Below are 14,107 nucleotides of genomic sequence, written 5' to 3'. Positions count from 1 at the left end.
TGATGAGCGAATAGGGGTACATTCCCCTATTCGCAAGACCATCAATCACACGCAAACTGCTGGGTGATATTTTTCCTGAGCGAAAACAGCTCACTGTCATTCTTGACCTGCAACTTCCGCATGGCATTACATTTATGTGCGCTGATAGTTTTAATACTGCGGTGCTGCAACTCAGCAATTTCGCGTAGGCTCATCCCATTGAACAAGAAGGTCAACACATCATTTTCACAACGCGTCAGACTATGTAGGCTGGAAACATCATCGGAATCGGCACGGGCCAGATAGGAACCAATCAATGGGCTTAATACGCGCTCACCATTGAATACACGGTTAAAGAATTCACCCACCAGTTGCAGATTGTCGCCACGAGAAACAACGCTGATATTGGCAACATCCAACAACCTGCCCAGATCTTCCCCTTTCTGGCAACGGGTGTAGACAATAACACGCAACGTGGGCAGCAGTGCGCACAAATTCAGCAGTGCCTCACGCCCCTGAGCCGTTGTTTCATTCAGACCATTTAATTCGGTGATAAGAATATCGACAGGCTGATACAACAACCCTTCGGAAACCGCTGCCATACTGGTTTCCTGCACAATAATCTCATTCGGTACGCTCAGCGTTCCAATAAAACACGACAGTCCGGCCAATGTAAGCGGGCTGCGATCCATTAGGGCTATGCCGATCGGTTTTTGCGACGAAAGGGTCATATTCTACTCCTGTATGAATAACATGCTCATTCCATCCGGGAATGAGTACCATCTGTATAAACGCTAGCGGGCAAATACCGGACCGGTTTTTGCCATCCATTTCCCCTGCAGATAAAGCTCACCGTCACTCTGGAAGCCTAATTTGTGCATGGCATTGCGTTTATGGGTGCTAACGGTGCGGACATCGCGATGCATCATCAGTGCTGCGGTAGTCACGCTTTTACCGGAAAACAGATAAGCCAGCACGTCTAACTCACGGGCAGTCAGCGCTTTGCCACCGGCAGAGTGGTTGGCCAGTAGTTGTCTGACTTTATGGCTATAACTGCGGCGACCTGAAATCACTTGCTGCACACATTGTGTCAGGGCGATTGCGGGCTCTTGTTTCAATACCAACCCTTTGATCCCTGATGCGGTCAGTAATTGCAGCACCCGTGGGTCATCAAGCGCGGTACAAACGATCATTGAAGTGGTTGGCCAATGTTCCAAGCAAAGCGCAATCAGCCGCAGGCCATCCAACACTGATTCTTCTTCCCCACATAATTCCATAATCAGTAATTTGGCGGGGCGGTGGTGCATCAATGTAGGGATTTCCGAAAGATTGCTGACAAGTTGTACCCCGTCCGCAAATCCACAAGACTGGGCCAAAATGTTACGCATACCGAGTGCTGTGATTGGGCAGGACTCCATTACAATCACACTTTCCCCTTTTGGCCCGTAAGGATGTGGGGCAGGCGCACTCACTCTTTGATAAGTATGAGCTATGGTCATAGTTACTCTCCCTTTTCTGCAGGTTACTGATCCTTTACTGCGTCCTTTATCAATGGGTATACAGAATTGCCCTTTAATGACCGAGGGTTATTATTTTTTCTTGACTCTTCCCAAGTGACTGCTCAAAAAACGTAACGAAACGGCAATAAAATAAAAAAGCCCCAACTGACAATTTACATAGACACAGGCAACGAGCAATCCGTCATGAGCTGGGGCTATATTTCTCATGACGGAAGGGTACTAAAGGTAATTACTGATAGGTAAATGCCACTTGGACGGTACCAATCACACTACCAGGGGCTGCGCCACCAGTAGACGAATAGGCACGAGCCTGTAAGTTGAAGGTGGCGTCATTAGTTGCCAGCACCACTGGTGCTACCAATGTACTGCCATTACCTTTTCTTACCCCCGTAGCCACATCCTGCAATTCAATCTGCACCTTGTCCGCATCGCCAGCATTCTTGTAAAGGCCGGTTTCTTCATCGGCTTGGGTACCACTAAACGCAGCGGTTATTGAAGTTGTAGTTGTTGGGCAGTCCTTCAAACGTACTACTACCGGCTTCCAAGGAGAACCTTTTTGGGCTGTGAGGGTCGTAGCTTGAATATCGGTACCTAAATCAACATTAATATTGTTACCAGAGTCTGCTACAACCGTGCATGGAGACGCTTTAACTGTGCCAGTGATCTTTAAGTCTACTGCCAGTGCAGAATAACTCACTCCAATGCTTGCTACTGCCATACAGAGTAATGTTTTCTTCAATGCCTGCTTATAATTTCTCATAATATCCTTATCCTTTTTAATATTCTGCGACACAAACCAATTACAAACACTACTGAATTTCAACTTTGACGGTACCTGACGCATTTTTAAACACGCCTACAGCAGGTAATTTACCGGTAGTGTTCACTGGGTAGACATTAATTTCCGCTTGACCAGTACTATTTAAAGTGCCAAGACCTGTCATATTCACAGGTAAACTTCCATTATTTGGTGAAATCACGTTACCGCTTCCATCTTTAATCATAATAGCAATGTCACTATTATCTGTTTTTAAAGCATTATTCATATTAGGATCGGGTGTTGCAGTGAAAGACAGATTAACTTTAACCCCATCAGAAATATTTCGGCATGCCAAGGTCAGTTGTTTGTTAACAGGCGTAAAACCATCTGGCATGGCCCCCGCCGTTTGAAATTGACTTGACATAATATCGCCAAAATCAATCGTGATTGGTGAAGGATTGATATCACAACTCTGCGGTACAGTTACGGAACCATTCATTGTAACCGTGGCTGCAATCTGCGGGCTACGCACCCCACTAACCGCTGCAATACGAATATTAGTCAGTGGTACGGTAGGTATGTCATGAGTACCAACAAAAGGTCTAATAAAATAAAGATGAATCTTACCCTCAGCACCACTACCATAGTTCTGGGTACAACTTGGTTGAGAGTCATACGGCCCTGAAAGCCCATTCGTTTGATTTGTAAATGGGATAGGATAATATGTAGGTGTTTTACCAGCAATACGAACTTCTGCCGCTACCGCAAGATAATCATCTACCTTATAGTAACTCATGGCCTTGCCTTCAGCATTTGTGGACGAATATACCGCTTGTCCAAGCCCTGAACCTAACTCAGCACTAATAAATGACTCAAAAATGTGCGTTACTAGCGGGCATTCGCAGATCATGGGATAGGTATCCCCTGAAGTTGCCCATACCGCAGGAGTACTTTGCAGGTTGGCATTAAGTATGGTTTTTCCAATCACGTTCTGTGTTGGATCATCATACTTCGCATTAAATGTAAAAGAGTATGCTTTAGCACCACTCTGTGGCCTGCACTCTCCCATTGCCGCCTGCGACTGTGGTGCCAGAAAGAGTAACGTACTCAGGGCACAACAAGATAAGGAGAGCCTTATTATTGGGCTAAATCTTTTCATCATCAGAACCTTTATAAACATTGGCCATTTATCTGCAGAATACCGGTACTCTCTTTCTGTTCAGGAACAGAATAAGACACCTGGCACTGTTGCGAAGCTTCATTACCCCATTTCACATTCAGCTTGCCGCTGCCGGACATCCCAGTGAGGTAAACCTGCCCGCTATCACCTACAATGCTGGCATTTTGACCATCAGCATCGGTCACAGTGGCACCAAACGGCACCGGTGCTCCACCTTGCATCAGCAGGGTCATCAACACACGTTGGCCAATATTGGGTTTAAATTCAGCGCGTACCACTGCCCCACGGGTTGGAATCACCGTCTGGCTGGTCAACGTCATATCCACATCATCCGGTAACGTAGTGGTATCAAAACCAGTGGTATTTCTGCGATAGGCCGAGGCGTAAGGTACAACCGCATAACCGCGCCAATCAGTAGTTACCCCGGTCTGGTTGGCGATGTTGACACCTTTGGCACCTGGTGCCTTGACCAATACTACGGTTTCGCCCAGGGGTTGCGACAAGGTCAGGCCATTTTCGTGCACCATTAACCCACCTTCTGCACCATAGTTGAGGCGCTGTTGTGATTTGTCGTAGCCATAACCGACGTTGATCTGACCCAAACCACCGCGATAACCAAGGCTGGCGTTGCCATTTGCACCTTGCCCTTGGCTGGTATAGCCCTGGCTGACGTTGTAGCTCAGGTTGCCGCTTGGCAATGCCGTTCCACCCACGCCCACAGTATTGCTGGTCGCACCATGGCGACTAGTATTCATGCTGTAACTCGCGTAACTACTATTCGTCAGCCATTTGCTTAACGGCACGCTGATATTTAAGGCAAAAATCTGGTCGGTAAAGTTGGTACGATCGCCATTACTGTCATAACCATTTTTACTGTAGGTATAGTTCAAGCCGTAACTGATGCTGTTCCAGCTGTTGTTATACCCTATGCTCGCCGACTGGTTGCGACGGTTCTCGTTCCAGTAATCTTCACTAACCAAGCTAAGCGATACCGCTCCGGCACCTTCCCATAGGCTCTGACTTAGCGTTAGCTCTGCACGACTCTTTTTATGTGCAAGATATGGAGCAGATCTGCCATCGGTGTAAGTATCCAGGGTTTCCTGCAGCGTATAGAACCCTTGCGTTGAATAACGGTAGCTCGCCAAACTGAAGTTGGTGCCAGTCTCAACAAAGCTCTTACCATAGCGGAGACGGTACGATTGACCGTTATCCTTCGCCATATTTTCTGGTTTAGCCCAGGCTTGGGTAATATCGGCAGAAAGCGCACCGATCACGCCCATATTCTGCCCCCAACCCAGAGCGATTGACTGATACTTACTGGCCGCCTGCACGCCACCATAAATAGTCGCGCCCCACGGCAAGCCGTAAATTCCGGTGCCTTGCGTAAATGGCGTTTTTTCCACATCGCTGTTCGATGAACGATACTGACCACTAGTCAGGCTATACTTGAAGCGCCCTTCACGTTGCAGTACCGGTACTGAAGCGAATGGCACTACCAAATTCTGCTCGCTGCCATCGGCTTCTTTGATCGAGACGTTCAAGTCACCACTGCCTGCCGTTGGATACAGATCCTTGATCTCAAAGGCACCTGGCGCCACATAGCTTTGATAAATAATAAAACCGTTCTGGCGGATTGTTACCTGGGCGTTACTACGGGCAATACCACGCACCACCGGTGAGTAACCTTTCATGCTATCTGGCAGCATATCGTCATCAGAAGCTAACTGACCACCGCGGAACGGCACGCTATCAAATACGTCACTCGGTGAACTGCTGTCACCCAATACCATTTGGCTTTTCAGCGCTATAATATCGCGCTGCAGGTAGGTATTGATGGAGTTCCAGTGGTTGTCACCATTATTATCACGGTTCCAAGTAGAATAGTTACGCAAACGCCACGCCCCCAGGTTTGCCCCTGAGCGTAAATTAAGGAAGTAGGCACTGGTGTTACGATTGTTACCATTTACGCCGCTATTACTGTTGTTATTGTTATCATTTCGGCTCCAGCTATTAGCTCCGTTGAAGCTATAGTTCACCAGTAGTGCAGGTACGCCCTGATCCCATTTATCTGGGGAGACATAGTCACGAGCAGACAGATTCAAGGCAGCCTGTGGAATACTCACATCCAAGCGCTGCTGATTAAAACGAAACGTAGCTGAGGCCTGCGGTATGGCATTTGCCAGATTGACACATTGACCAGAAGCCTTGATTACGGGGAAAGAATCGACTTTAACCCCCATCGACTCGAGCATGCCACTGCTCAAACAAGGCTGCAGGCTCTCTTTACCTAGTGCATCTTTTTGCAGGGAAAAATCAAGATCATGGGTGTCGACCATTTGACCATTCAAATAGACGTCAACCCGATACTTACCTGGAGCCTGAGTATTGCCATCTTCAAAAACCGTCAGGTCAGCGCCTCGCTGAGACGGATTATCGAGTTCCAACAATGCAGGGTTAAAAAAATCGCGAGCCTGTACGCCACCGGAAAGCCCCATTAACATTGCAACCTGACATGAAATCAACCAAGCCAGAGGGGTACGGTTAAATCCGCGAGAGCCTAAACGCTTCGGGTTATTCATCCATTTAACTCCATTTATCAGCAGTGCCAGTAGATTCCGGCAAGCCGCGTCCTTTCCCTGTCACTACCTGTACAAGGATTGATTTTTAGTTATCTTGACGTGTGCTTTATATATTCCCGGTGAACGGTTTACTGGTACCGCCGTAATCATTAATAATTTCCCAGCTCAAAGCACCACTGTTGACGCCCGCAGGCAGTTCAAAACGAGCGCTGGATTGCGGAGCAACCATGGTTGCACTCTTGATTGGACTACCGTTAACCTTGACATTAAAGAAGGTGACGTAATAAGGCGAAGAATTAGTGACCTGTAGTGCATTACCGTTACGCTGCCACGTTAATGCCTGAGCCGCTTCATCCAATGAGCCACGCAATCCTTGAGGGCGATAGATCAGTTTGATGCGGGTTTTAACCGCGATTTGCAGCGTGTTATCTTTTTTCTCGGCTGAAGGGATAGATTTAATATTCAGCCAATATAAAGACTCTTTGTCGGTCGGCAGGTTGCCGCCCGCTCGCACCACGCGCAGAATGTTGTTTTCCCCACCGTCTAAACGGAATAATGGTGGAGTAATGATAAAGGGGGCTTTAGAAGTATCACCTTCATTAGTATCTACCCATGACTGAATCAGATAAGGGACTTTGTCCGGATTGCTGATATTTAAAGAAGATTCCTTCTTCGCGCCATCATAAATCAACCGAGTTCCGCCAATGACAATCCCTGCCTGAACCTGCAACGTAGACATTAACAATAGCACTGCGACCGTTGCGCTCTGCCAAACTTTCATCTCTTATTTACCCACTTAGACCATGTAGAGAAAAGCCAGGGGGAATTCCCCCTGACCAGGCTTTATGCTGCCCTGGTGAAATCAGGCAGACAAAACTTAAGGATAAACAATGGTAAAGTTGGTAACAGCGTTAGCAGAACCAGACTCCACGTTCGCTGAAGTTGAAATATAACGAGCAACAAAATCTAAGTTGTTAACAGCAGAACCACTTAACAACGCGTACTCAGAAGATCTGTCAAACAACTTAACTACTGCGCCAGTTTTATCAGTGATCTGAACGCCGATGTTTTTAGCAACATCAGGAGCGCTAGTCAAAGCCAACACGCTGTTGTCATTTGAAGCTGAGGTACCATCAAAGCTTACGCGAGCAGAAGTGATAGTTGCTGGGCAATCTTTCAGCTGCAGAGTAAAGGATTTAGCACCAGCAAGAGCACCGGCAATAGGGAATGCGGTAACACCAATAGTACCGAGGTTAACGGTTTGATTCGCACCACCAGTAGGACTGGTCACAGTACAAGGGTTAGGAATGATGCTCCCAGTGAAATTAATCTGACCATCTGCAGCGAACACATTGGCGGTAAACGCGGAGGCAGCTAACATGGCAACGGCGACAAGATTCTTGTTCATACTACTTTTCCTTTAAAATAATGCACTTCAAGCGCGCACTTGTTTATTTTGACATGACCCTATGTCATTCCTTTTTATTTAGTCCAGTGCCTGGAAACTCCCTCCGTCAATAGATATTGAGCGTCGTTAACCTTTCCAGCCAAACGATTCATTTTGAACTAAAGTGACTCCTTTAGCTTAAAGCCCTGCAAAACCCAATGAAAATAATAAATAACAGGATATTAAATAAAATAAAAGGCTATGCACAGGATAAAAAACCTGTTAAAAAATGAGCCATTCGAATGTGGGGTTTTAATCTTGGATAAATCGAGAAAAAACTGAGATTTTCTTGTGGCTTTTTTGGGATTTTTAGTCAATTAACCCATTGTTTTATATTGGGTTTTATTGCGAGTGTAAAATATTAAATCGTTAGTGTTGACATTATTTTTGAGCATCCTTAGAGTATGTTGCAATTTAGTTCAAAGTGACTCATTAGACATATTTAATTACGCGTCAATCACCATACTTCCTTAAACCTCCTAGCGTTGCTTGCGGTATATAACACCGTATTCTGAATGTTCCTATGGCCAAGAAAATCCTGAATCAAACGCGTATCAATTCCTCTATCTGCCAGCGCAAAACCACAACCATGACGAAGCATATGTGGATGAGCGTTCACCTCTAAATTTGCTGCTTCACTGTAATTACGAATTAACCAATAAATTCGCTGACGTGATAAACGAGAGCCCCGGTTAGAAAGAAACAGCCATTCACTGTCCGCACCTCGGTAATGCTTTCTTTTTGCCATCCAACGTTGTAAACATTTCCTTTCACGGACATATAAAGGGTGAATTGTCGAGAAGCCATTCTTCAGCCGATGAATATAAATATTCCCCCCTTCGAGATCGATATCAGACAAGCGCCAGCTGTTAATTTCGCTCACTCGACATCCGTGGATAAAACACATCCAAATCAAGCAGTAATCGCGTTCAGGATTCTTTCCCCTAAGGGTTGCCTCAAGCAACTTCTCCACCTCTGAAGGTGTTAAATGCTTACGACTGGTCATAGTGCCTCGTTAATCTTCACAAAGAAAAATGTGGATTTCTTTTTCCTTTGTCATTTCCACAATAGCTTTCAGGAGCCTTGACTCCTGCCTCCGGATAACATCCTGAATCCTGAGTAGAGTATAGCCGATAAGCTTAAATGTAACAGCCATGATATTAGTGCAGCTAAAATATTAACCTGAAAGCTTAAGCTCTCCTCATGTAAACACCAAATTAAACAATCAAGAGAAGCATTAGCAAGTTAACTAATATTTATACATAGCGGATAAAAAATTAAAAAAGATAACTATTTATAAATAGCCATACCACCTGGATTAACGAAAATATTTTACTATGTGAATAAGTAATCGATGTAAATTACTGCTACTACTGTCTATTAAACCACCAAAGACTAAGTTCAATCGTTATAAAAAAGCCAAGGATACCAACGCAAAAAAACAGGATAATGCCAATAAAAACAAAAGAATTATCCTTTATCTGTGTAGTGGGAACCGCTACTGTTTCTCAAATTAGTTGATCACCTGAAGGGAACCGAGCAAAGTTAAGCGATCTTATCAGTCATTAAAAAGAAACAACCAATCCAATCCGTGCTGAAACATGCAAATCGCTACCTATTGCCTGACCGATTGAAAATCAATCCACGCCATCGTGGGCAAAAGCTAAGCAGCCATTCTATTGAACTGATATTGAATGAAAAACATCAAAGCCTACTTGTTTCTGGCTGCTTAAAGCACAGAAACTCGAGTCTGTTGCGCAAATGAAGCTGATACCCCCAAAAATCAGTACGGAGGAGTTGTTATATTAGAAAAAATGCAAAAGAAATGAGTCAAAGTGCTAACGCAAACACTCTATCTGTCAGGGTTCGCATCAGTATTGTTGATGTTTATTTCAGATTAATACCGTTATGAAGGATAAATTCTATTTATTGAACAATACCGTAGATACTTCAACGCCCGTTTGGTCGCTATGCGAGCGTTGAAGCGAGCCTTTAGCGCTAAAACCCCTGTGAAGCCTGTAGCCACACCTGTGGTTGACCATCCTGCTTGCTGTCACTGTCATCAGGATGATTCACTCGCCACGCCAGTTGCAATGAAACCTGACGTTTGTCACCAAACCAAGTGGCACCGGTTCCTAACGCACCACGTTGTTGGTGATTTTTATCCGCTGTCCACGGCGACTTACTGGTTTTCACTCCACCATAGTCAAAGAAGGTTTTCCACTGCCAGGCTGGGGTTATCGCGTAACGCAATTCCAGATTGGTCATCCAACCCTGATCGCCACTGGCACTACCTGATGAATAAGCCCGTACGCCATTGACGCCCCCCAGCGAAAACTGTTCTGAGGAATCCAGGTTTTTCGACGCTAGTTGACCGCTGAATTGAGTGTAGAAACTCCAACGTTCACTGAGCGCTTGCAGCCGTAAGGCTGTCAGATTGAATTTGCTGAAACTACCCGCGGTATGCGCGGTTTTGCTGTCATTTTGTGCGGTAATTGGATCGGTAATTTCCAGATTACCGCTGCTGACGCTGGCAGAAACAAAGTTCAGCCCACCCCCCCCGAAAGCATCCTGACCGTTGGCGCTGAGGCCGGCGGTCCACAACTGGCTGTTTTTGTGGCTTCTGCTATCGAATAAGTCGATGTCATCCCGCAACCGTTTATCGTCAAACTGCAACTGGCTACTGACGGTCAGAGTTCGGCTTCTGTACAAGGGTTGAGAAATATAAGCACTGGTGGTGCGGGCATTACCGTGTGCGTCCAGATCGGCAAAATCTTTGCCCAAAGAGTAATCCATATTGGAGTAGGAAGCGCCCACGCGGGTAAACCAGCGGTTCACCGGAACATCGTACGACAGAAAGTAATAATACTGCCGTGCATCACTGGCCAAACCGCGCAGGCGCAGGCGATCTCCTAATCCTAACGGGCTGTTGACTGAAACATCGGCATTCAAACGGTTTTTGCCGGTATATTTGCCGCCATAGTTATCCAGATCGAGACTGCCGCTAAACAAAGGGGCAGGCTTGGCTTCCACCAGCAGATCGGCGGCTCCGGCTTTTTTGCTGGTCAGCAGGGTCGAGCGGGCCTGCACGCCGGGGGTATCATTCAGCAATAGCAGAGTCTGTTGCAGTTTACTGGCGTTAATCGCTGCATCGGGAACAATCCTGCCGATCAGGCGATTCAAAGTAGCATCGGAAAGGCGCGAGCTGTTCTCGGTTTTGATCTCGCCGTAATGCGCTTCCAGTATGGCGATCTTGACTATGCCATTTTCAATCTCCTGCTCCGGCAGATAGGCGCGATTGAGCACATAGCCGCGCTGCTGGTAATAGGTGGTGATACGCTGCGCCGCTTCATAAAGTTGTGGCAACGTGAGTTCGCGCCCGATGTATGCCTGCAATTGCACAAGTAGAACCGCGTTGGAAAACAGGGTATTGCCGCTCAAAGTAAAGGTGTTCACCTTGACCGTCGGCTGTTCAGCGTTGGCGGGCTGAGCCGCTGCCGGTGTGGGCGGAGTGGGTAAACCCAGGTCTGGAGCAGTTGAAGGTGCCAGAGTTGGCCGACGGGTATCGATCTCACGCAGGCTTTGCCCAGCATCTGGAATAGTTGGCGTTGCTGCCTGTACACTGCCGAATCCCACTACTAGGGGGAGCAAAAGCCAGGTATTGCGTGGCAGGGAATTGAGCACGGAATTCTTTTTATTGTTTATCATTGTGTTGTCAAATCAGGTGGTGGTGAATGACCAGTTATAGGCAATAAAAAGCCTGGCTTGCGCCAGGCTGAATTTGGGTGTTATAGGCCGCAGTACAACTGACCAGTACAGGCTTTACCATTTACGGTGCCGTAGCCGTAGGAGTTGGTGATAACGCTTTTTTCACCGGGACTAGGAAGTCCGATGGAACTGCTATACCTGAGGAAATCGACGGCCCCAACCAACGCCCCTATATCTCTATTTCCTGTTACAGCCCCATAAGCTTTAGAGTTGGTAATGGTGCTAACAAAACTTGTTCCAGTCAAACCACCAACGCTGCTCCCCCCCGTAACATTACCGGTGGCATAAGCATCTTTGAGAGTTGAATACTGAAGAATGCCAGTTAGCCCACCAATACTAATACTATCAACCCCCCCCGTTACATGACCTGTGGCATACACATCAATGAGTTCAGAATAATTGGCATAGCCAACTAACCCACCCACGTTTTTACTACCCTGCACATTACCTGATGCATGAGCATTAGTAAGCGCTATCCACGCAGAGTAGCCGATCAACCCACCGACACCGTCATTGCCCGCCACATCACCTGTAGCATAAACATTACTGATTATGGGGCTCCAAAAACTATAAAGTTCACCGATCAAACCGCCCGTCCCACTTCCAGTACCGACAACGTTTCCTGTAGCGTAAGAGTTACGTATATTTACATGTCTATCACCGGTAGCACCGATTAACCCCCCTACATAGTCGCCGTTACCATACACATTGACCGCAGTATAAGTATTGTTGATGTAATCAGCCATATAGGGAGTGCTGAGGTAATCAGCGCCTTGTGGCATTGCTCCAGAAGCCAGACCGACCAGACCGCCAACTCTGCCAATACTGCTCGTTACTACTCCAGTAACATATACATTGTTGATGTCCACAGTATAAGTTTCACCAAATAAGCCACCAGTCCAACCATTGTTACTAAGAGGGAGCGAAACATTTACATTGATATTTTCCGCATAAACATCGTGAATACGGGCTAGTGTAGTCAAACCACCAGCAAAGCCGGCCAAAGCACCCGTCAAAATCATTGCTGACTCAGAAGTATTTTCTATATTCACCTTGGTATCAATCAAACCCAAATTACGCACTTCTCCCATCAATGCACCAAATAAGCCCACATACAGACGGTCAGAATCGCCGAGCGTCCGACCCGCTTTTATATTGAGTTGGTTAATGCTGTTCCCCATGCCGGAAAATATGCCACTAAAATCATTATCCCCTAAATAAACATCATTACCAATCGGCCTAAACCCTGCCCCCTGCGCCGTTGAACTGGCATCGATGGTATTGCCCAGCACATAGTAGCCCGCCAGATCGTTTTCCATCGCCTGTAGCTGGGCCACATTCTGGATCACGGTATAGCTTTGACCGTTATTGCTAAAGCTGGCACCCTGGCCGGAAAGGGTGACACTTTTCCCTTTAGCCAGCACATAGTCGCCGCCTTCAATAAAGGCTACGCCCGCATTTTTGCCGGTGGCTTTCAGGTTGGCATTAAGCACGATGTTATCCTGCGCCGCCAACAACAGCTGGTTGGCCGTGCTCCAGCTGATATCGTTGGCCAGCGTGAGATCGCTGCTGTTACTGATCAGTTCCACATTGCTGGTGCGCAGGCTGTTGGTGACAGCACGTGCCGAAACTTTATTGCTGCTGGTGCTGTCATTCACGTTCAGCTTGTCGGCGGCCACGGTCCAAGTGCCGGTCTGGCCGCCAAAACCACGGGTATCAACGCTGGCACTGGCGCTGACGTTGACTGACTGGCCGCTGGTTTCGATATTACCGCCATTACCTTGGTCAGTGCTGGCATCCAGAATGCCATCCACGTTGACCAAGCCCTGTTGCCCGCCGCTCAGGACGATCTTGCCCGATTTATTGCTCAGGGTTTGCGCCTGAATGGTGCCGGTGTTATTCACCACGGTCTGCAACACGTTGCTGTTGGCATAGGCGGCACTCATCACTACCTGGCCGCCATCGGCCTGAATAAAGCCGCTGTTTTCCGCCAACGCATTGGCTGCCGCGCCCGTCACCTGAATGTTCACCAACCCATCACCGCCAAAATCCAGAGTAGTGGCTTTACCGGCCGCCAGCTTCACGCTGCCGAGATTAGCCTGAATATTCCCCTGGTTGCTGACCTGGCCGCCCAATAACACCACCGCACCGCCGTCTTTAGCAGTAATGGTGCCTTGATTGACCACGCTGGCCGGGCTGTTGCCGCCGCTGAAGTTGTATTTACCGAGAGAGAAGTTGGTGGTGGTTAAGTCTTGGGTAGAGGCCACTAACCCGCCAACGTTAACCTGGGCGTTGCTGCCAAACAGCACGCCGTTTGGGTTAACCAGGAATACGCGGCCATTGGCATTTAACTGCCCCATCACCTTGGAGCCTTCCGTTCCCACCACCCGGTTTAATGCAATCGAGTTGCTGGTCGGTTGCTGGAAATTAACCTTGTTGCCTTCGGCAATATTAAAGCTCTGCCACTCAATCGCCAGCTTATCGCTGCTCTGATTGATCTGCATTTGTTGGTTGGCAGGCTGGCTGATGGTGCCGCTACCATATTTCACCGCGCCACCGGCGGGTAGATCGGCCGCATAGCTGGAACTGAACGCCAGACTGCCCAGAATGGCAAGCGTGAGGCGGTTTAATGAGGTATTACCTATCGAGCTAATTATTTTACTCATGAATAACATCTCCATCCGAGGAAATAGAAATAATATAGATAAAGCTAATTTAAACTCTGGATAAGAACAATCATATTGAATACCTGCCACAGGAACCGATCTTTCGCAGGAAAATAAACAGCAGGCGAAGACAATCTAGTAGAACCCTTTTGTTATGTCCATGTTTTTTGCCGTATATTTATTTCCATCAAGGAATAATAATATTTGT

General features: G+C 47.1%; 10 protein-coding genes. All 10 read right to left on the bottom strand.

Annotated features, from left to right (window positions below; genetic code table 11):
* Nucleotides 1-41: 41 nt before the first annotated feature.
* Entirely contained in the window at nt 42-710 is a 669-nt protein-coding gene (locus ACX1CU_RS04875) for a response regulator transcription factor (protein ID WP_459401490.1), read from the bottom strand.
* 63 nt (nt 711-773) lie between these two features.
* Nucleotides 774-1,367: a LuxR C-terminal-related transcriptional regulator gene (locus ACX1CU_RS04870; RefSeq protein WP_459401489.1), complete on the bottom strand. Its 594-nt coding sequence runs from the start codon at nt 1,365-1,367 to the stop codon at nt 774-776.
* A 361-nt stretch (nt 1,368-1,728) separates the two neighbouring features.
* Nucleotides 1,729-2,343 (bottom strand): fimbrial protein, encoded by a 615-nt coding sequence (locus tag ACX1CU_RS04865; protein ID WP_459401488.1) that lies wholly within the window; start codon nt 2,341-2,343, stop codon nt 1,729-1,731.
* Complete coding sequence (locus ACX1CU_RS04860; protein ID WP_459401487.1) at nt 2,309-3,439, bottom strand: fimbrial protein; 1,131 nt, start codon at nt 3,437-3,439, stop codon at nt 2,309-2,311. The genes ACX1CU_RS04865 and ACX1CU_RS04860 overlap by 35 nt, the downstream gene beginning before the upstream one ends.
* Nucleotides 3,430-6,018 carry a fimbria/pilus outer membrane usher protein gene (locus tag ACX1CU_RS04855; RefSeq protein WP_459401486.1) on the bottom strand — a complete coding sequence of 863 codons (2,589 nt, stop codon included), beginning with the start codon at nt 6,016-6,018 and terminating at the stop codon, nt 3,430-3,432. The genes ACX1CU_RS04860 and ACX1CU_RS04855 overlap by 10 nt, the downstream gene beginning before the upstream one ends.
* Before the next feature lie 106 nt (nt 6,019-6,124).
* A complete protein-coding gene (locus ACX1CU_RS04850) occupies nt 6,125-6,799 on the bottom strand; it encodes a fimbrial biogenesis chaperone (protein ID WP_459401485.1) in 675 nt (224 codons plus the stop codon).
* Between the two features lie 96 nt (nt 6,800-6,895).
* Complete coding sequence (locus tag ACX1CU_RS04845; protein ID WP_459401484.1) at nt 6,896-7,426, bottom strand: fimbrial protein; 531 nt, start codon at nt 7,424-7,426, stop codon at nt 6,896-6,898.
* Nucleotides 7,427-7,922: 496 nt separating this feature from the next.
* The gene (locus ACX1CU_RS04840; protein ID WP_459401483.1) at nt 7,923-8,471 is read right to left on the bottom strand and encodes a tyrosine-type DNA invertase; all 549 of its coding nucleotides are present in this window, start codon (nt 8,469-8,471) and stop codon (nt 7,923-7,925) included.
* A gap of 992 nt (nt 8,472-9,463) precedes the next feature.
* Nucleotides 9,464-11,149, bottom strand: coding sequence for a ShlB/FhaC/HecB family hemolysin secretion/activation protein (locus ACX1CU_RS04835; protein WP_459401482.1), 1,686 nt, complete (start codon nt 11,147-11,149; stop codon nt 9,464-9,466).
* A gap of 104 nt (nt 11,150-11,253) precedes the next feature.
* Nucleotides 11,254-13,899: a two-partner secretion domain-containing protein gene (locus tag ACX1CU_RS04830; protein WP_459401481.1), complete on the bottom strand. Its 2,646-nt coding sequence runs from the start codon at nt 13,897-13,899 to the stop codon at nt 11,254-11,256.
* Between the last annotated feature and the right edge of the window lie 208 nt (nt 13,900-14,107).

Source organism: Serratia sp. D1N4 (genome assembly GCF_054552755.1).
The sequence above is the reverse complement of the archived record's forward strand: the minus strand, read 5'-3'. Positions and strand labels throughout refer to the sequence as shown.